The organism is Deltaproteobacteria bacterium RIFCSPHIGHO2_02_FULL_44_16 (assembly GCA_001798185.1).
GTDB lineage: Bacteria > UBA10199 > UBA10199 > 2-02-FULL-44-16 > 2-02-FULL-44-16 > 2-02-FULL-44-16.
The window spans coordinates 75,732-94,350 of sequence record MGRM01000008.1 but is presented as its reverse complement, the minus strand read 5'-3'; the positions used below and the strand labels follow the sequence as shown (position 1 = coordinate 94,350).

The window sequence follows — 18,619 nt, the reverse complement described above, 5'->3', positions numbered from 1 at the left end:
CCTACCGAAACTGCATTGTGCAGCCTAGGCTAAAACCGCAGGGCATCACTTATGACAGACCCATTTCCTGTCCTAAAAAGTGAGGCCACTTCTCTAACACCATCAGCCCATAAACCTACACATGCATGTTTTGTTGTCGGATTTGCAATTACAAATCTTGGTAAGACAAGCAGCGTTGAGCATGCACTTGTCTTGCGTTCTCTCAGAGCTTTACACGTCCTTCCATCCGCAACGGAAGAAAAAGATGGAGTGCGACGAGTGGATTTTGGTACATCTATACCACGCGGAGCTATCGCCATGCTTGTTTGGAATGGAAAAAATGGAAAGCAATTATATGGATCTGAATGCGATTCTCCATCCCCAGATAAAGTGGAAGCCTTTCTCGACGCAAAAACAGAAATTGCTAGGATTATGATTCAAGATGTGAGGAGGTTTTGTGGAGCCCACTGTGCAGAACCAATAGAACAGTACCAATAGGATATTGTTAACATAATATCTCCTATGATCGGGCGACAATAATGAACCTATCGCGACGTTGACATAAGATACTCTCTTCCAGCTAATCCTGATTGAGACACCTTTTAACACGATTTCAGAAAATCACAATCAAAAGTTCGAGGAGCAACGTTACATTTTTCTTATCGCAAAGTTCTTTGAGAGGTGTGCAATGATATCCTCCGGTTTTCTTGATTTGCATGTTGAGTAGATTTGTGTTCGGGAGGGAAGAGAATTAGATTTATTCATAAGGTGTGGTTGATTAAACCGAATTGAGAAATTGATGAAGAAAACAAAAAAGAAAAAAACACCGACTCTGAATTTGGCTTTAAATGTGCCTAAAAACACCAAAGAGCTTGCCCAACTTATCAAGAGAAATGAAGGACCAAGACTTGAGTTTAAAAAGTCGACAGGTGAACTGAAAGAAGGTCTGCAAACTCTCTGTGCGTTTTTAAACGGTAAAGGCGGCATGGTCCTATTGGGAGTGAATCGTAAAGGTGTCATTGAAGGACAGCAGGTTTCAGAGCAAACGATCCATGAGATCACGGCGGCGCTGAACCGTTTTGAACCTCCGGCTCCGGTAGAAATTGAACGCATCAAGATTGCTCGAGGACTCGAAGTCATTGTGCTTGTTGCGAAAGAAAATTTTGATCCTGTTCCTTATACTTTTGATGGTCGTGCTTTTGAGCGCGTTGGCAATACCACGCGCAAAATGTCCCAAAATCGTTACGAGTCTCTTTTGTTTCAGCGAGCCCATGCCAAACGCCGGTGGGAAAATGAACTTGCCGAGGACGTAACACTCAAGGAACTCGACCATGAAGAAATTTTACGCACGAGAGAAGCCGCTATAGAACAACGGCGTATCTCCGCCGGGACGAGCCGAAATATTGGTGATATCTTGGATCGACTGGGCCTACGCGTGAAGGGCGTGCTCACCAATGCCGCGCAAGTTTTGTATGGCACAAATTTTCTGACTCATTATCCCCAGTGCCATCTGAAGATGGGCCGATTTCGCGGAACAGAAATTACCGGCGAAATTATCGACAACAAACAGGAACATATGAACGCTTTTGCGATGATGCGCGAAGGCATGGCATTTCTGGATAGGACACTCCCTCTTGGAGCTAAGTTTCCCGAAGGAAAAATTTTTCGAGAAGACAGACTTGCTGTTCCAGCCAATGCCCTACGTGAAGTGCTTCTCAATGCCGTCATGCATCGAGACTACTCCAACTACATGGGGCACGTTGCCATTGTTGTTTTTGATAACCGAGTCGAGATCAGAAGCTCAGGAACTCTTCCAAAAGGTGTCACTGTAGATCAACTTTCAGGACCGCATCTTTCTGAGTTAAGAAACCCCTTCATTGCCAATACTTTTCATCGAACTGGAGCCGTTGAAATCTGGGGACGTGGAACGAATCGAGTATTTGCTGAATGCAAACGGTATGGGATTAAGCCGCCAACCTTCGAAGAGCGGCAAGGATATTTGATCGTCACGTTCTGGGCACAGATCGGCCCGAAAACCAAGGCACCAAGTGGGCACCAAGTGGGCACTAAGTCGGCACTAAGTCAGGATCAAGTCAAAATTCTTGAATTATGCCATGAGGAAAAGACCTTGTTGGAGCTGATAAACGCCATCGGTCGGAAGGATCGGACTAAATTCCGTGACCAATTTATCAAACCGTTATTGGAGATGGAACTGCTTGAAAGGACCATTCCCGATAAGCCCAACAGCCGTCTGCAAAAATACCGGCTGACGGAAAAGGGGCGAAAAATTTTAGATGAGTAAATATGCCGACGAAAACTCCACAAGGCTTGGGGAGAATTAGAAACGCCAGATTGAATCTGGCGAATTACTGAGAAAGGTCCTGAATATACGGTGCCGTTTCGATTCAATATGATTCTACCTTCAGAGAAGAACTGGCAAAATTCTTTTCTGAAGGCGAGATGCAGGGCTTCGGATGAAATGTGAAATCATTTTTGCGTACTGGGACAAACGACCGATGCTTCCTATTAATGACAAGATGCTCAAAGTCCTCAGATTCGTCGTTGAAAAACCTTGGCCATAGCGTTCACTCAAACGACCGGACAGGTTGCTGATGATTCGCTCGCCGTACTCCGATCGGACAACCTTGACCCTGGCTTCTTCCAGAATAGCAACCACACGTTCAAAGAGACGATTTGCAGCAACTCTCTTGATGAGCTGTTTGGGTTTCTTTTTCTTTTTTTTCATGAGTCCGTTTTTCTTTTCTTTCCTCTGATTTTTTTGAGTTGTGTATTAAGGGTTCCCATATCAAAAAAAGTTGGGTCGAAGTCTTCGCCCAGCCATTCTTTGAGACTCTCATGATCCGGATGATTTTTATCCTGAACAATCTCCAGCATGGAATAGTAACCCGGGATGCCTCCGCAGTCTTCCGGAGGAGCATTATTTGCACCTGCTACGCACAGAGGATGTGTCAGTGCAGTAGTGGTTTCAATCCATTGTTCAAAGAGGATGTCATGTTCCCAGCTGTCACCAAAATCGTAAGTGTAATTCGCTTTTTGTTTGGGACTCTCAAAATAACTCACGAGCGGAGTGCGTCCACTTATTTTTTCTCCCCGAAAAGCCTTGCCCGCATTGAATTCGTGCAGATGAGATTCATCCCAATTGAACAGGACCTGAATCACGCGGTGGAGATTATCAAAGGTAAATGAAGAGGGAACATGAACTCGTCTCCAGATGAATGGGGCCGAATAATTGAGCGATATTTTAAATTGATATATTTTATTCATGGCACTTCCTCCTTAAAATTTGTTCGATCCGTACAAGAGTTGTTTTTACAAATCAACGAGATAGTGGCTGTTTCTTTTTTGTCTCGGTCGTAATAGGAACCTTATGGAAACGTGACAGAGGATGTTCTCTGTCACGAGAAGGGAAAGCCAAAATCGGCATAAAAGAGGTTGAAAAGTTGGTTTCGAGAATCTGTCGTAAACAATTTACATAATATATCTTATACGACGTTATATTGGTTTCTCACTTGAATCTCTTCAGTCTCTCATATAGTAACTCTCCTTCATTATATGACTTCCTCTGATACCCTCCAATCTGACATTACTCTTCCTCAGCCTCTTTTGAGAGGACAGCGACAACATTCTCCTGATCTCTTCCATGCTCTTTCTCAAGCCACGAATGTTCTCTTAAAGCTGCAACGTACTGATGGATATTGGTGGTTTGCGCTTGAAGCCAATGAAAGCATTGGCGCTGAATTTATTTTTCTCATGCACTTTTTGGAAAAGATCGATGCTGATATTCTTCACGGCATTGCCCATCGTCTTCGTGACGTTCAGCGCGATGATGGAACCTGGTCGCTCTATTATCAAGGTCCCGCAGATCTCTCCGTCACTATCGAATGTTATTTTGCATTGAAACTTGCGGGCGATGATCCTGTGGCTCCTCCTATGCTTAAGGCGCGCGATTTTATTCTGCGGCACGGAGGAATTGAAAAAGCTCGCATTTTTACGCGTATTCATCTCGCTCTTTTTGGTATCGTCCCTTGGAGCGCATGTCCAAAAATGCCTGTAGAAGTAATGTTATTGCCAGAATGGTTTCCGCTGAATATTTACGAATTTTCGAGTTGGGCGCGAGCTTCGATTGTTCCTCTCTTGATTGTGCTTTCAAAAAGGCCTGTTCAAAAAATATCGATCGATCTCGAAGAACTCTTTTGTCATCCACCAAAAAAACGTCGTTACGGTTTTAAATCTTTAAATGGTTTGATCTCATGGGATGCAATTTTTATTCATCTTGATCGTTCGATGAAGGCTGCTTCCAAAATTCCTTTTAAGCCGATGCGTCAACTTGCTTTCGAAAAAGCAAAAAAGTGGATTCAAGATCATCTCGAGCAAGTTGAAGATATCTATCCAGCGCTTGCGTATGCGGCCATTGGACTGAAATCACTTGAGCCTTCTCACGACAGTCCTGAAATGAAAAAAGCTTTAGAAGCGTTGAAGATGTTCCAACAACGTTATGCGACATTAGATCTTCCTCGTCTTCCGGCTGAAATTAAGGATGATGGTGTGACTCCTCCTTCACTTCTTCGTGTGCGAGGAATTGATCCGAAACACGATGCATCTGAAGAGCGCGGTTCAAAAATTCATCAGCAATGTTGTATCTCTCCTGTTTGGGACACGCCTTGGGCGTGTGTTGCGCTTGCGGAAGCAGGTCTTCCTAAAGATCACCCTGCTCTTCTTCACGCCAGTCGGTGGCTTTTGAAAAAACAGATCACATATATGCATGGAGATTGGTCGATAAAATGTCCACATGTTGAACCGGGTGGTTGGTCGTTTGAATTTGAAAATACTTATTTTCCTGACGTGGATGATACAATTCAAGTGGTCCATGTTTTAAAAAAAGTAAAACTTCCTGAGAAAGAAGTGAAACCGGCAATCGATCGTGCTTTAACCTGGATGCTTGCGATGCAAAATGATGATGGTGGCTGGGGTGCGTTTGATAAAAATAATAACCAAGAGCTGGTGAATAAAATTCCTTTCTCTGATCATGGGGCGTGTCTCGACCCTTCAAGTCCTGACATTACGGGGAGAATGATTGAGCTCCTTGCTACAGAAGGGATGTCGGTTTCAGATGATCCAGTTCATCGCGCCATTCAATACCTGGTGCGAACGCAAGAAGATTTTGGAGGTTGGTTTGGTCGTTGGGGGATCAATTATATTTATGGAACTTGGGCTGTGCTTACGGGCATTTCTGCGCTTCGAAAAAGGAGTCTCTCTCCCCTGCTTCGACGCGGAGCGGATTGGCTGAAATCCATTCAACATGCTGATGGTGGTTTTAGCGAATCCCCCGAAAGTTATGTTCAGAAAACGTATGTTCCTCTTACAAAGAGTGTCCCTTCTCAAACATCTTGGGCCGTGATGGGGCTCATTTCCGCTGGAGAAGAAGCATCTCCAGAAGTGGAACGGGGGGTTGAATATTTGCTGAAAAATCGCAATGCAGAGGGGATGTGGGATGAAAAAGAGTATACCGGCACTGGGTTCCCGGGACATTTTTATATTCGATATCATGGATATCGCCATTATTTCCCTCTTTTAGCATTAGCTCGATACCACGAAGCACGATTTGGAATCCCCTCTTTTTCCTGATAATATGACCACGGAAGCAACTTTGAGACTCTCTTCATCCGATAATAAACTTGGATAAGTATATGCAAAATCAACCCATTAACGGAAAAACGCTTACAAATCGCTTTAATAAGTATGTTGAATATCGTCGTGAACACGATCGATCTGGCCGTGTTTTTCTCGAGAAACTCTCTTCCGAGGCTGAAAAAAAAGAACCTTTAAAGGTAAATACCTCTCGGGAGCGAGATGCGGAACATCCACGTCTGGCTCGCCCACGAGAAATTTCGACAGCGCAAGCCCGTCGTCTTGCTCGCCATGCTCCCTTGATTCAAGAGGCGGCTCGAAAACATAATGTCCCAGTGGAACTTATTTGCGGAGTGATGTTGCAAGAATCGAACTGTCAAACGAAAGCGGTTTCGCCATCGGGGGCTCAAGGCCTGATGCAGTTAATGCCAAAAACTGCTGAACGTTTTGGAGTGAAAAATAGTTTTGATCCTGAACAAAATATTGATGCGGGAACTCGCTATCTTCGGTGGTTGATGGATGAATTTAAGGGAGATATTGAACTCACCCTTGCTGCTTATAACGCTGGCGAAGGGGCCGTTAAAAAAAATGGCAATAAAGTTCCTCCTTATCGCGAAACACAAGAATATATTCCAAAAGTTTTGGGATATACCCAATCGATGATCGATATTTTTCTCGCTCAAGTCCAGCGCGCTGATGATCTTCCGGCTCATGCACGTCGCGTGTAACAATATATTGAAAAAGTCCGCAGGAGGCGATTGTCGAGCGGCGTCTTCAGACACTGGAAGCGAAGCCTCAATATCCAGTAGGCTGAAGCGCAGGCAAAAATCTGGCGTCTGAGGATTTTTGCCGTAGTGAGACAGCGCCTCCGAGAGACTTTTTCAAGATTGACCTTCGACTTTAGTCCATGGTCTATGGTCACTTGTCTATGGTCATTTATTTTGACAACAATGCAACGACTCGTCCAGATCCTCAAGTAATCGAAGCGATGCTCCCCTTTTATACGGAGATGTGGGGAAACCCTTCCAGTCTCTATTCCTTTGGTCATCAGATTGTCTCCCATATTGAAAAAGCTCGAGCACAGGTTGCGCAACTTATTGGTGCGCGTCGTCCAAGCGAAATTCTTTTTACAAGTTCTGGATCCGAAAGTAATTTCACGGCGGTTCATTCAGCGCTTCATTTGAATCCACATAAAAAACGTATTGTGATCTCTGCCGTGGAACATTCTTCTGTGTATGGTGTGTGTCATGAGCTGCAACAAAAAGGATATGAACTCATTCTTATTCCGGTTAAGAAATCTGGCGCTCTCAATCTTGAAGCCTTCAAAGCATCTCTTACAGCTCAAGTCGCTTTAGTATCTATAATGTGGGCGAATAATGAGACGGGAGTTCTTTTCCCTATCGAAACCATTGCTCCGCTCTGTGAACAGCATCACATTCCTTTGCATGTGGATGGCGTTCAAACAGCGGGAAAAATTCCTCTCGATGTCTCCTCACTTCCTCTGACCTCGCTTTCGCTTTCCGCTCATAAGATCCATGGACCAAAGGGTGTTGGCGCTCTGTATGTTCGTCGGGGAACAAAGTTTACTCCTCTTTTTTCTGGAGGAACCCAAGAAATGGGGCGTAGAGCTGGAACTGAAAATGTAGCATCGATTATCGGTTTTTCAAAAGCAGCGGAGCTCGCTTTGTCACATCTTTCACAGATGGATCGTGTTCGTCGCTTGCGTGATCATTTCGAATCCCAAATTAAAAAAGATATTTCCGATGTTCTGATCAATGGTGGGGAAGAAAAGCGCGTTCCAAACACATCGAGCATGACGTTTTCGGGAAGAGAAGCAGAAGCTCTTGTCCTCATGCTCAGTGAACATGGTATTTGTGTTTCTACCGGATCTGCTTGTAGTACTGGATCTCTTGAGCCTTCGCGTGTGCTTGTGGCTTTAGGGCATTCTCCCTCACAGGCTTCTGGAACCCTACGTATAAGCTTTTCTCGGGAATCGACAGAAAAGGAAGCCGAATACCTAAAGGAGAAATTAGTCGAAACCCTTCAAAAGATGAAGAAAAAAGCCTTCCAAAGAGCTTGACTTCCCTCTCTTTTTTATACTAGGTTCCAGCAACTTTTTTATGAATGAGGAGTAGGTTTTTTCTATGCCAAGACCCCAAAAAAGCTTTTTAGGTACAGCTCTCACTGTTGAACGCACGTGGATTCTGGTAGATCTTGACGGCCAAGTTTTAGGTCGCGCAGCATCCAAAATTGCTAAACTTTTACGCGGCAAAGATAATCCTCGTTTTAGTCCGAATGCTGATACAGGTCATTTTGTTATTGCCATGAATGCTAACAAAGTTCGGTTTACAGGAAAAAAACTTGATACAAAAATTTATTATCATCATACAGGTTATCCCGGTGGTATGAAGGAACAAACAGCTCGCGAACGTCTTCAAAAAGATTCTGAAAAACTCGTGCTTGATACTGTTTGGGGTATGCTTCCGAAAAATTTTCTTTCTCGCAAAATACTGACAAAGTTAAAAGTCTATCCAGGCGAAACTCATCCGCATCAAGCACAAAAATTCGAAAAAGTTACCTTATAAAGGATTCTCATGGCGCAAATTATTCCAACATCGCAAAAAGGAACGAAAGATAAAAAACGTATAGAATTTCTTGCAACGGGAAAGCGCAAAAATTCGATCGCACGTGTTCGTTTGAGTTCTGGTGATGGAACGATGGTGATTAATGAGCGGCCTCTTTCAACTTATTTTGGACGTGCAACACTTCAAATGTTGGTGAGACAGCCTTTCGAAGAAACAGGAACCGCCGGAAAATTTAATGTGAATGTGAATGTGTGTGGTGGTGGACTTTCCGGTCAAGCCGGTGCTGTGCGCCACGGCATTTCACGTGCTCTTTTAAAAATGAATCTCGATCTTCGCAAACCTTTAAAGACCGCTGGATTTCTCACGCGTGATGCGCGCGAAAAAGAACGTCGAAAAGTTGGTTGTCGTAAAGCTCGTCGTCGACCACAGTATTCAAAACGATAATCTTTCTTCATTGACACTCACAAACTCGATCTTTATACTTCTCTTCCAGCCATGCCAAAGAAGACAAAATTTATTTTTATTACAGGTGGTGTTGTTTCAGGTCTTGGAAAAGGTATCGCTTCAGCTTCTATTGGTGCCCTTCTCGAAAGTCGCGGACTGACAATTAGCCTTCAGAAATTTGATCCTTATATTAATGTCGATCCAGGAACGATGAATCCGTTTCAGCATGGAGAAGTTTTTGTTACTGACGATGGAGCAGAGACAGATTTGGATTTGGGACATTATGAACGTTTTACCACTGTTCGCACGACCCACCTTTCCAATTTTACGACCGGAAAAATTTATGATTCTGTCATTCGCAAAGAACGGCGCGGGGATTATTTAGGCCGTACGGTTCAAGTGATTCCCCATATTACCGATGAGATTAAAGCCTCTATTATGAAGGCGGCAAGTGATGTCGACCTTGTTTTGGTTGAAATTGGAGGAACCGTTGGTGATATCGAAAGCCTCCCCTTTTTAGAAGCGATTCGTCAGTTTCGCGCTGACGTTGGCCGAGAGAATGCTCTCTATGTTCACCTGACGCTTGTTCCTTTTATTGAAGCTTCTGGTGAATTAAAAACAAAACCGACACAACACAGTGTTCAAAAGCTTCGTGAGATCGGTATTCAACCCGATATTTTATTGTGTCGCTCTCATGAACCTCTTCCAAAGGAAGTAAAACAAAAAATTGCTCTCTTTTGTAACTTACCTGCTGATTGTGTGAAGACAGCTCTGGATGTGGAAAATATTTATGACGTCCCTCTTGTTTATCACCGCGAAGGACTTGATGAAAAAATTGTCGAACTTTTAGGGATATGGACAAAAGCTCCCAATTTGCGTTCGTGGGAAGATCTTGGTCGCAAGATTCGAAATCCTACTTCTGAAGTCACGATTGGAATTGTCGGAAAGTATATCGATATGACAGATTCCTATAAAAGTTTAAATGAAGCTCTCAAGCATGGTGGCATTGCAAACGCGGCTACGGTGAAACTTCACTTTATCGATGCAGGAACGCTTGAAAACACCGCTTCATCTCTTGAGACATTGCTTCAAGATGTCGATGCTATTTTAGTTCCCGGTGGTTTTGGCGAACGAGGAATTCTAGGAAAGATTCGCGCGATTCAATACGCGCGTGAGAAAAAAATTCCTTTTTACGGTATTTGTCTTGGGATGCAGCTCGCTGTTATTGAATTCGCGCGTCATGTTTGTGGTCTTTCCCATGCAAATAGTCTTGAGTTTGATGCCAATACTCCGGACCCTGTGATTAGTTTGATGGAAGAACAAAAAGCGGTCCATAATAAAGGGGCAACGATGCGCCTCGGTTCTTATCCTTGTACGCTTGAGAAAGGAACCACATCAATTGCAGCATATGGCGAAAAACACATTGAAGAGCGTCATCGTCATCGATATGAATTTAATAATGCTTATAAAAGTGCATTGAAAGAACAGGGCATGATCATCGCAGGAGTTTCAGAACCTGCAGGGCTTGTTGAAATTATTGAAATTGAAGATCACCCCTGGTTTGTCGGATGCCAATTTCATCCTGAATTCAAATCGCGACCTCAGACACCTCATCCTCTTTTTTCTCATTTTATTCAAGCAGCCATTGGGTATTCGAGGCGACGTGAATGGTCTCAACAAAAAGAAGAAAAAAACTTAGAGCTGAAAAGCCCCCCTACCCCCGTAAAGGCTCAAAAATCAAATAGTTAGCTCTCTCTTTCGTTGACTTTTTATCTCAAGATACTTATGATCTTAGCATGGCATTAGAGATCAAGCAAAGTGTTCGACTTTCCCAACAGCTCGTTGTTACTCCACAGCTTCAACAAGCGATAAAACTCCTTCAGCTTTCAAGAATTGAACTCGCCGATCTTATTCAAAATGAAATGGTAGAAAATCCGTGTCTTGAAGAAGCTTCTGAAGTTGAAGAAAAAACGGAGCAAGAATCAAACGCGGAGCTTCACGAACAAGCAAAAAATGAAGATCGTGGGCACGAGCATGAAATGGATGAAGTCGGTACTAAAGATGGCCCGATGAAAGAGCCGGATAATTTTGATTGGGAAAACTATGTGGGAAGTTATAATTCTCCGGGATATTCAGGAGAACGGGAAGTCAATGGAAGCGATGAAACGCCCACCTATGAAAATGTTGTTCGTCAATCAGAAACCCTTCAAGATCATCTTCTCTGGCAGTTACATCTGGGATCTTTTACAGATGATGAAAAACAAATGGGATCGCTTATTATTGGCAATATTACAGATGATGGATATCTCACAGCATCTACAGAAGAGATTGCGAAAAAACTTTCTTTTCCTTTTGAGATGGTTGAAAAACTTCTTCAGAGAGTGCAGAGCTTTGATCCGCTTGGCGTCGCAGCGCGTGATCTTACAGAATGTCTTCTTTTACAAATAGCTCATTTGGGAGAAGATGCAGAACCTCTTGCTCTGCTTATTCGAGAACACCTTTCTCTTTTAGAACGACACGATTATCCAAAAATTTCCAAATTAACCGGATTTTCAATTGAACAAGTTCAGCATCTTGCCCATATTATTTCTGAACTCGAACCAAAACCCGGTCGTCCTTATAATTCAGAAGCGCCACAATATATCACGCCTGATGTTTACGTCACAAAAGTAGGCGACGATTATTTTATCGCGCTCAATGAAGACGGCCTTCCTCGTCTTCAAATTAGTCCACTCTATCGCCGTTCCCTGATGAAGGGGACCAATGTTGCGGGGCAAACGAAAGAATATATTCAAGAACGTCTTCGCGCTGCGATGTGGCTTATCAAATCTATTCATCAACGACAGCGAACACTTTATCGCGTTTCAAAAAGTATTGTGAAGTTTCAACGTAAGTTTTTTGATGAAGGTGTGAATGCGTTACGGCCTTTGGTGCTGAAGGATGTGGCTGAGGATGTGGAGATGCATGAATCAACGATTAGTCGAGTGACCACCAATAAGTATATGCATACTCCCCGTGGCATTTTTGAGCTCAAATACTTTTTTAATAGCGGAGTTCAACAATTTGAAGGCGCAGGCATTGCTTCTGAAGCTGTGAAATCGCGAATTCAAAAAATTATTGATGAAGAAAATGTTTTAAAACCTTATTCGGATCAAGACATTGCAGATCAACTGAAGAAATTTAATATCGACATCGCTCGGCGGACAGTTGCAAAATATCGTGAGATGATGGGAGTACTTCCATCGTCACGACGTCGACGACGTTCTGTGTAAGAGAGGAAAATATATGGAAACGATATTTACATTTCGTAATATTCATTCGACGGATGCGCTTCGCAACCATACGATTGAAAAAATGGAAAAATTGAAAAAGTATCTCGTAAAGCCGGTCTCTGCTCATGTGATGTTTCATATCGAACGTCATGAGCAGATTGCTGAAATTACCTTAAGTGCAAATGGACACACGTATGTTGGCATTGGAAAAAGCGATGATATGTATCCTTCGATCGACGATGCGATACGAAAACTTTTAACCCAAGTAAAAAGGGATCGTGATCGCATAAAACAACATAAAGGCGAATAAATGAAAGGATTTCATGTTCAGTATTCCCGTCATCTCCCTTCTCAAGGATTCAAAACATAAGTTGTATTTAAAATTGCTGGCCGGGAAGTCAGGCTTGGGGAAACGTATTACGATTCCTCACATTCAAAAACCAGGCTTGGCTCTTTTTGGTGAGACATCGAATCTTCACTCGGGACGCATCCAAGTCTTGGGAAAACCAGAAATGCAGTATTTGCAAAGTTTAGCGCAAAAAAAGCTCAAGGACATTTCGCAAAAAATCACTTCCCGAGATTTAGCATGTATTGTTATTACGTGTGAGAATGAACCCCCTAAACCTCTGGTCGAAATGTGTCATAAAAATGATATTCCTCTTTTGTCGACAAAGCTTTTGACCTCTACTTTTGTCAATCGTGTTTCCAAATTTCTCGATGAAAGTCTTTCAGCGACAACGACAATTCATGGTGTTTTGCTTGATATTTTCGGTGTGGGGACGCTTCTTATTGGTAAAAGTGGTGTTGGAAAAAGTGAATGCGCTCTCGATTTGATTTTGCGCGGTCATCGACTTGTGGCTGATGATATTATCAATATAAAAAAGAAACCTCCCTCTACTCTTTTTGGAGTGGGATCTGACATTATTAAATATCATATGGAGATTCGTGGTCTCGGAATTATTAGCATCAAAGAGCTTTTTGGAATTTCCGCAGTTCGTGATCGTAAATTAATTGAGATGGTGGTAGAACTGACCGAATGGGATCCGGAAGCAGAATATGATCGTCTTGGCATTGAGGAACAGCGATATACGTTGCTTGATGTCAATTTGCCGCTGATTCAAATACCAGTGCGCCCTGGAAGGAATATGTCGGCAATTATTGAAGTTGCTGTGCGAAATCATTTATTGAAACTTGGCGGCTATCATTCAGCGCGTGAATTTCAGGAAAAACTTTCTCGTGAAATTATTGCGACTGGAGATGAAACTGAACGAACAAGAAGAATTTTGGAGCTCCTCGAATGATTGGAATCATTGTGGTGACACATGGCAATATCGGACTTGAAATGGTGCAAGCCGCCAAGCGCATTATACCTGACGCTCTTCATCTTGCTGCGGTTTCCGTGACTCCTGACCTGTCTCCCTCTTCTATTCGCAAACAGGTGGAAAAAGCGATTCATCAGGTGCCCCATGAAGATGGCACTCTCATTTTAACGGATATGTTTGGAGGAACTCCTTCAAATGCTTGCACCTCTCTTTTATCTGAAAATAAGGTTGAAATGATTTCAGGCGTCAATCTTCCGATGCTCATTAAGCTTGCGAGTATGAAAACGGATTTTCCTCCTTTTGAGAAGGTAGCGCATTTTTTAAAACAATATGGACGTCGCAATATTGTGGTTGCGAGCGATGTTCTTGAGGGCGACATCAGTAGCTATGAGTAACAAAATACAAACCATTTCGAGGAAGTTTGAGATCCAAAACATGCTTGGACTGCATGCCCGCGCTGCCGCTGCTTTTGTGAAGATCGCAAATCGATTCAAGGCTCATATTACCGTCATCAAGGATTCTATTTCCGTAAATGGAAAAAGTATTATGGGTGTTTTGATGTTAGCTGCGGCAAAAGGAACTTCTATTATTGTGGCTGCTGAGGGAGAGGATGCGCATGAAGCGCTTGAAGCGCTTGGGAAGTTAATTAACGACAAGTTTGGAGAAGAAGCATGACGAAACAGCGTCGATTTCATTCTCATGCAATGGCTCCAGGGATTGCTATCGGCAAAGCTCATCGTCTTGCGCGTCGCGGTTTTATTATTCCCCACTATTGGATTCAAGATAAACATATCGTGCAGGAAATTAAACGTTTTCGTCAAGCGCTTCAAAAAACGCGCTCACAACTTTCGAGTATCCAAGCAAAATTGTGTCGCATTCAAGGACATGAACAGATCGGCATTATTGAATCTCATCGTCTCTTTCTGAAAGATGATCTTTTCGTGGCGGGAACAATTGATTTGATTCAAGAAACAAAGATTAATGCAGAATGGGCTCTTGAGAAAATTATTGCTCAACTGAAACTTTCTTTTTTATCAGTTCAAGATGATTTTTTTCGTGATCGACAACAGGATATTGAACAAACTGGCTACCGAGTCATCTCTCATCTTATTGGAAATGAGGACATTGCTTTTTCCTCTCTTCCAGAAGGACCACTTATTCTTATTGCTCACGATATTGCTCCCGCAGAAGTGGTGATGATTCCGCGCGAACACGTGCTTGGTTTTGTGACCGAGTCCGGAGGAGAAGCTTCGCATACGGCGATCATTTCCCGTACGCTTGAAATTCCGGCCATTCTCGGAGTTTCGAACGCGCTCGATATGATAAGGGATGGGGAAACCATTGTGCTCGATGGAATGAAAGGTCTGGTTATTGCTTCTCCTGCGAAGAAAGAACTTCAACAATACAAAATGATTCAACGAAAATATGAAGCGCTTGAACAACTCCTTATGCAAGATATTCATCTCCCCACCGTTACGAAAGATGGAGTGCATATTCGCCTCGAGGCCAATATTGAGTTTGTAAGCGAAGTGACATCAGCGATTCAACATGGCGCTGAGGGCATTGGACTTTATCGTACCGAATTCCTTTTTCTCAATCGTTTACATGAACCTTCTGAAGAAGAACAAATTGAGAACTATATGGAAGTCTTAAAACGATTTCACCCTCGTCCTGTAACCATTCGCACTCTTGATTTGGGGGCCGATAAACTCGGTTTAATTCAGGATCACGAAGAAGAACAAAATCCAGCGTTAGGACTTCGTGCGATTCGACTTTGTCTCAGGGAAAAAACACTTTTTAAAACTCAATTGAAAGCTCTTTTACGAGCGAGCACCATTGGGAACCTCCGTATTTTGATTCCACTGGTGTCGCATGTGGAAGAAATTCGCCAAGTGAAAAAAATATTGCAAGAGGTCCAAAAAGATTTGAAGCGAAAAAAAATTCCATTTGCAGAGAAAATTCCTCTGGGCATTATGATTGAAATTCCATCGGCTGCAATCATGGCAGATCAGTTGGCAAAAGAAGTCGATTTTTTTTCGATCGGAACGAACGATCTACTTCAATATAGTCTTGCGATTGATCGTACGAATGAACTGGTGAGTCATCTTTTTACTCCTTATCATCCTTTTCTTTTTCGTCTTTTACAATTTGTTGTCGCTGCGGGAGAACGGAGAGGAATCCCGGTTTCTGTCTGTGGTGAAGTTGCTGCCGATCCTTTGATGATTGGTATTTTAGCGGGTTTAAAATTTGATTCTCTTTCCATGAATTCAGTCTCTATCCCGCGCGCAAAGAAGATTGTTCGATCTCTTTCCAGCGAAAATGCTGAAAAACTTTTTGGAAAAGTAATGTCTCTTTCGAGCGCGGAAGAAGTTGAACATCTTCTCCGCCTCGAAACAAAGAAAATGCCGAAAACCGTCCAAGAACTTGATGAATTAAGCGCTTCTCTCCCTTAAAAGCTTTCGTTGACAGGGCTCATGCCCTCTTCTATAAAAACGTCTTCTTTTCATAATATTGCTATCATAAAAAGGAGTTTTCATGAGCACACATCATTATCTCTTTACGTCAGAATCGGTTACAGAAGGCCATCCAGATAAAGTCGCAGATCAGATTTCAGATAGTATTCTTGATGCTCTTTTGACGAGTGATCCTCATGCGCGCGTTGCCTGCGAAACGCTGGTGACCACAGGACTTGCAATGCTGGCGGGTGAAATTACGACGACTGCCAATGTGGTTTATCCCGACGTTGTTCGTCAAACGATTAAAGATATTGGGTATTGTGATCATGCCATGGGATTTGATTGGGAAACATGCGGGGTTATTGTCAGTCTTGGAAGACAATCTCCTGATATTGGCCAAGGTGTCAATATTGGAGAAGGTCTTTTTCAAGAACAAGGCGCAGGTGATCAAGGTCTTATGTTTGGATATGCTTGTCATGAAACCGAAGAGTTGATGCCGATGCCGATTGTTTTAGCACACCGTATAACACGTCGTTTAGCTGAAGCGCGCAAAAGTGGAGAAATTCCTTTCCTCAGACCAGATGGAAAATCTCAAGTGACCATTCGTTATGAAAATCACAAACCCGTGCATATCGACACCGTAGTCATCTCTACTCAACATAATCCCGATGTCAGTTATGATGAACTCAAGCAGACGATTATCGAAAAAATTGCTCATCCGGTACTTCCCAAAGAACTGCTCGATCAAAAAACGAGATATTTTATTAATCCCACAGGACGTTTTGTTTTGGGTGGTCCACATGCTGATTGTGGTTTAACGGGACGAAAGATTATTGTGGATACATACGGTGGGCAAGGAAGTCATGGTGGAGGAGCATTTTCTGGAAAAGATCCTTCCAAAGTCGATCGTAGCGCTTCTTATATGTTACGTTACGTTGCCAAGAATATTGTGGCGTCTGGTGCCGTTGATCGATGCGAAGTTCAAGTGGCATACGCAATCGGTTATCCAGAACCGGTGTCAGTCATGATCAATGGGTTTGGAACGACAAAAGTTGATCACGATAAACTGTTGACGGCGGTGCGGGAAATTTTTCCTCTGAAGCCATCTGATATTATTAAAACACTTGATCTCAAGCGTCCTATCTACCGTAAAACAGCTTCAGGTGGACATTTTGGACGAAATGAGCCGGAATTTACGTGGGAAAAAACAGACCGTGCTCAAGATCTAAAGAGAATGTTGAATCTCTAAGGAACCGATGTCTTCTCAAAAGACTCGCAAAAATCGCCCTCATTATGTTCTGCTTCTCGAAGAGAATGATCATCATGCAGAACTTCTTACGGAACTGCTTGATCAATATGCGGCGCCTGTTGTTATTCATGCGGTCGACAATCTTTCAGATGCCATGACCATGCTTCAGACGAATGCCTATGATCTCATTTTTGCTTCCGCAAAAATCGGGGATGTTCCCATAGAGCAATTCTTGGATGAGCTTTTTGAAAAGAGCCATAAAGCTCCCGTCCTTGTCATGGCCGGCTCAGGCAATGAGAGAAAAGCCGCGGAGCTTACCAAAAAAGGAGTGAGCGAGTATCTTGTAAAAACAAAGGAAAATCTTGAACTTTTGCCAGACTTAATTGCGCGCTATTTGAAACGTCGAAGAAAATTACCTGAAGTCAGAACCGTCTCTTCTGAAAATAAAGCGGAAGAGATTCTTCGCGAGGTCGATCGCATTGCTCTTCATCTCACCAAACTGAAAAAGAAGAAAAAAGATGTTTTCCCTGACCGTCTTCTTGATCAAGTAGCCCATCTCAAGGCTCTCCTGTTGAAACATATTTGAGGTTTGCTCTCCCCAGAATTTTCTTTTCACATCTTTGCTCATACTCATTTTTCGTGCTGTCATCCTGAACAAAGTGAAGGATTACGTTGATTTCTCACGATATTCTTCGCTGTGCTCAGAATGACCTGCTTCAAAAGTCCTCTCTCATTTTTGGCAAAGATTTTGCAGTCTTATCAAGAAGAAGGAGTCGACCGATGAGAAGTAAATCGATCCAAGAAGCAGATTTTTTGAGTATTATCCGAACTCTTCAGAGCGAGAAAAAGCTCGCTCCTCTCTCCTCCCCTGGAGAAAAAGAAGCAGAGATTGATCCCTTAGCCTTAAAAACTCGTCTTGAAACGAAGCGAGAGCTTTTCGAGCTGATGCATAAAGGGGGTTATCTTACTCCTGATCGCGCACAGAATATCCGTGCCAGTATTGATCAAAAGATTTCTGAACTCGACCAGATCTTGGCAAGCCTGGATGAGGAGACGCTGTCATGAGTACAAAAGTCTCCTTTTTGCATAAATTACTCGCATCATTTTTTTCTCCTTCTGAAGAACCTGAAAAGAAAGAGAAAGCTCAAAACAAGACGCTTGGTGAAAGTCGTTATGGTCGCGTCGATGGCAATAGCTATAAGCAAATGATCAATGGGACTTTCTTTGATGGTAGAGTGATCCAGCGTCGTCAAGATAAAGCGAGAACTTCGCAAACGATTACCGCCATGATGCCGGGAGTTGGTGATGGACGTTTTCATCCTTCTCCCCTTCAACTCCCAACTGTTCCAAAGCTTGAAAAACTTTTGGAACACGATCCTGGACTTGAAAAAGAGATAGGCGTGATTGAGAGTAGATATGCGGGAAAAGTGGAAGAAATCAAAATGCTGATTGCCAATGCGAAACTTTCTCTTGAACGACCCGATATGAGTGTCACCGAAAAACAGGTGGTCGAACGACATGTCTCTGAACTTCGCCGTCTTTATGCCTTGGCCAAAATCGAACATCGCCAAGCGAAAATGAAAGTAGCTGTTGCCGCAAAAGAGGCAAAAATTGCGGCGAAAAAGGAAGAAGAAAAAATAACGTAAGTGGTGACTGATCCCCT

General features: G+C 43.0%; 20 protein-coding genes. 18 read left to right on the top strand and 2 right to left on the bottom strand.

The window, feature by feature from the left end; all coding sequences use genetic code 11:
- Positions 1-51: 51 nt before the first annotated feature.
- On the top strand, positions 52-477 hold the full coding sequence (locus A3C46_04460) for a hypothetical protein (GenBank protein OGQ23052.1): 426 nt from the start codon (positions 52-54) through the stop codon (positions 475-477).
- 301 nt (positions 478-778) lie between these two features.
- Positions 779-2,281 (top strand): hypothetical protein, encoded by a 1,503-nt coding sequence (locus A3C46_04455; protein ID OGQ23051.1) that lies wholly within the window; start codon positions 779-781, stop codon positions 2,279-2,281.
- Between the two features lie 120 nt (positions 2,282-2,401).
- Here the strand turns inward: A3C46_04455 and A3C46_04450 are convergent, their stop codons facing one another.
- On the bottom strand, positions 2,402-2,725 hold the full coding sequence (locus A3C46_04450; GenBank protein OGQ23050.1) for a hypothetical protein: 324 nt from the start codon (positions 2,723-2,725) through the stop codon (positions 2,402-2,404).
- Positions 2,722-3,264 carry a hypothetical protein gene (locus A3C46_04445; protein ID OGQ23049.1) on the bottom strand — a complete coding sequence of 181 codons (543 nt, stop codon included), beginning with the start codon at positions 3,262-3,264 and terminating at the stop codon, positions 2,722-2,724. The genes A3C46_04450 and A3C46_04445 overlap by 4 nt, the downstream gene beginning before the upstream one ends.
- A 288-nt stretch (positions 3,265-3,552) precedes the next feature.
- Here A3C46_04445 and A3C46_04440 point away from each other — a divergent pair, with 288 nt between their 5' ends.
- From A3C46_04440 to A3C46_04365, 16 genes are all read left to right on the top strand, one after another.
- Entirely contained in the window at positions 3,553-5,625 is a 2,073-nt protein-coding gene (locus A3C46_04440; GenBank protein OGQ23048.1) for a squalene--hopene cyclase, read from the top strand.
- 62 nt (positions 5,626-5,687) lie between these two features.
- Entirely contained in the window at positions 5,688-6,356 is a 669-nt protein-coding gene (locus A3C46_04435; protein ID OGQ23047.1) for a hypothetical protein, read from the top strand.
- Between the two features lie 200 nt (positions 6,357-6,556).
- A complete protein-coding gene (locus A3C46_04430) occupies positions 6,557-7,708 on the top strand; it encodes a hypothetical protein (GenBank protein ID OGQ23057.1) in 1,152 nt (383 codons plus the stop codon).
- Between the two features lie 64 nt (positions 7,709-7,772).
- Positions 7,773-8,213, top strand: a complete 441-nt coding sequence (locus A3C46_04425; GenBank protein OGQ23046.1) for a 50S ribosomal protein L13 — start codon at positions 7,773-7,775, stop codon at positions 8,211-8,213.
- A gap of 9 nt (positions 8,214-8,222) precedes the next feature.
- Positions 8,223-8,657, top strand: a complete 435-nt coding sequence (locus tag A3C46_04420) for a 30S ribosomal protein S9 (GenBank protein ID OGQ23045.1) — start codon at positions 8,223-8,225, stop codon at positions 8,655-8,657.
- Positions 8,658-8,708: 51 nt separating this feature from the next.
- Positions 8,709-10,406, top strand: a complete 1,698-nt coding sequence (locus A3C46_04415; GenBank protein ID OGQ23044.1) for a CTP synthase — start codon at positions 8,709-8,711, stop codon at positions 10,404-10,406.
- 47 nt (positions 10,407-10,453) lie between these two features.
- A complete protein-coding gene (locus A3C46_04410) occupies positions 10,454-11,929 on the top strand; it encodes an RNA polymerase sigma-54 factor (protein OGQ23043.1) in 1,476 nt (491 codons plus the stop codon).
- Between the two features lie 13 nt (positions 11,930-11,942).
- Positions 11,943-12,239, top strand: coding sequence for a ribosomal subunit interface protein (locus A3C46_04405; protein ID OGQ23042.1), 297 nt, complete (start codon positions 11,943-11,945; stop codon positions 12,237-12,239).
- Positions 12,240-12,252: 13 nt separating this feature from the next.
- Positions 12,253-13,230: an HPr kinase/phosphorylase gene (locus A3C46_04400; GenBank protein ID OGQ23041.1), complete on the top strand. Its 978-nt coding sequence runs from the start codon at positions 12,253-12,255 to the stop codon at positions 13,228-13,230.
- Positions 13,227-13,646, top strand: coding sequence for a hypothetical protein (locus A3C46_04395; protein ID OGQ23040.1), 420 nt, complete (start codon positions 13,227-13,229; stop codon positions 13,644-13,646). Before A3C46_04400 ends, A3C46_04395 begins: the two co-directional genes overlap by 4 nt.
- Positions 13,639-13,926 (top strand): phosphocarrier protein HPr, encoded by a 288-nt coding sequence (locus tag A3C46_04390; GenBank protein OGQ23039.1) that lies wholly within the window; start codon positions 13,639-13,641, stop codon positions 13,924-13,926. The genes A3C46_04395 and A3C46_04390 overlap by 8 nt, the downstream gene beginning before the upstream one ends.
- Positions 13,923-15,704, top strand: coding sequence for a phosphoenolpyruvate--protein phosphotransferase (locus A3C46_04385; GenBank protein OGQ23038.1), 1,782 nt, complete (start codon positions 13,923-13,925; stop codon positions 15,702-15,704). The genes A3C46_04390 and A3C46_04385 overlap by 4 nt, the downstream gene beginning before the upstream one ends.
- A gap of 82 nt (positions 15,705-15,786) precedes the next feature.
- Positions 15,787-16,956: a methionine adenosyltransferase gene (locus A3C46_04380; GenBank protein OGQ23037.1), complete on the top strand. Its 1,170-nt coding sequence runs from the start codon at positions 15,787-15,789 to the stop codon at positions 16,954-16,956.
- Positions 16,957-16,963: 7 nt separating this feature from the next.
- Positions 16,964-17,542, top strand: coding sequence for a hypothetical protein (locus A3C46_04375; protein OGQ23036.1), 579 nt, complete (start codon positions 16,964-16,966; stop codon positions 17,540-17,542).
- A gap of 86 nt (positions 17,543-17,628) precedes the next feature.
- Complete coding sequence (locus tag A3C46_04370; GenBank protein OGQ23035.1) at positions 17,629-18,021, top strand: hypothetical protein; 393 nt, start codon at positions 17,629-17,631, stop codon at positions 18,019-18,021.
- Complete coding sequence (locus A3C46_04365) at positions 18,018-18,602, top strand: hypothetical protein (GenBank protein OGQ23034.1); 585 nt, start codon at positions 18,018-18,020, stop codon at positions 18,600-18,602. Before A3C46_04370 ends, A3C46_04365 begins: the two co-directional genes overlap by 4 nt.
- Positions 18,603-18,619: the final 17 nt, after the last annotated feature.

Excerpts from the sequence above, each read along its gene's own strand:
- A3C46_04460 (OGQ23052.1), top strand. The coding sequence starts at position 52 with ATGACAGACCCATTTCCTGTCCTAAAAAGTGAGGCCACTTCTCTAACA.
- A3C46_04455 (OGQ23051.1), top strand. The coding sequence starts at position 779 with ATGAAGAAAACAAAAAAGAAAAAAACACCGACTCTGAATTTGGCTTTA.
- A3C46_04450 (OGQ23050.1), bottom strand. The coding sequence starts at position 2,725 with ATGAAAAAAAAGAAAAAGAAACCCAAACAGCTCATCAAGAGAGTTGCT.
- A3C46_04445 (OGQ23049.1), bottom strand. The coding sequence starts at position 3,264 with ATGAATAAAATATATCAATTTAAAATATCGCTCAATTATTCGGCCCCA.
- A3C46_04440 (OGQ23048.1), top strand. The coding sequence starts at position 3,553 with ATGACTTCCTCTGATACCCTCCAATCTGACATTACTCTTCCTCAGCCT.
- A3C46_04435 (OGQ23047.1), top strand. The coding sequence starts at position 5,688 with ATGCAAAATCAACCCATTAACGGAAAAACGCTTACAAATCGCTTTAAT.
- A3C46_04430 (OGQ23057.1), top strand. The coding sequence starts at position 6,557 with ATGGTCATTTATTTTGACAACAATGCAACGACTCGTCCAGATCCTCAA.
- A3C46_04425 (OGQ23046.1), top strand. The coding sequence starts at position 7,773 with ATGCCAAGACCCCAAAAAAGCTTTTTAGGTACAGCTCTCACTGTTGAA.
- A3C46_04420 (OGQ23045.1), top strand. The coding sequence starts at position 8,223 with ATGGCGCAAATTATTCCAACATCGCAAAAAGGAACGAAAGATAAAAAA.
- A3C46_04415 (OGQ23044.1), top strand. The coding sequence starts at position 8,709 with ATGCCAAAGAAGACAAAATTTATTTTTATTACAGGTGGTGTTGTTTCA.
- A3C46_04410 (OGQ23043.1), top strand. The coding sequence starts at position 10,454 with ATGGCATTAGAGATCAAGCAAAGTGTTCGACTTTCCCAACAGCTCGTT.
- A3C46_04405 (OGQ23042.1), top strand. The coding sequence starts at position 11,943 with ATGGAAACGATATTTACATTTCGTAATATTCATTCGACGGATGCGCTT.
- A3C46_04400 (OGQ23041.1), top strand. The coding sequence starts at position 12,253 with ATGTTCAGTATTCCCGTCATCTCCCTTCTCAAGGATTCAAAACATAAG.
- A3C46_04395 (OGQ23040.1), top strand. The coding sequence starts at position 13,227 with ATGATTGGAATCATTGTGGTGACACATGGCAATATCGGACTTGAAATG.
- A3C46_04390 (OGQ23039.1), top strand. The coding sequence starts at position 13,639 with ATGAGTAACAAAATACAAACCATTTCGAGGAAGTTTGAGATCCAAAAC.
- A3C46_04385 (OGQ23038.1), top strand. The coding sequence starts at position 13,923 with ATGACGAAACAGCGTCGATTTCATTCTCATGCAATGGCTCCAGGGATT.
- A3C46_04380 (OGQ23037.1), top strand. The coding sequence starts at position 15,787 with ATGAGCACACATCATTATCTCTTTACGTCAGAATCGGTTACAGAAGGC.
- A3C46_04375 (OGQ23036.1), top strand. The coding sequence starts at position 16,964 with ATGTCTTCTCAAAAGACTCGCAAAAATCGCCCTCATTATGTTCTGCTT.
- A3C46_04365 (OGQ23034.1), top strand. The coding sequence starts at position 18,018 with ATGAGTACAAAAGTCTCCTTTTTGCATAAATTACTCGCATCATTTTTT.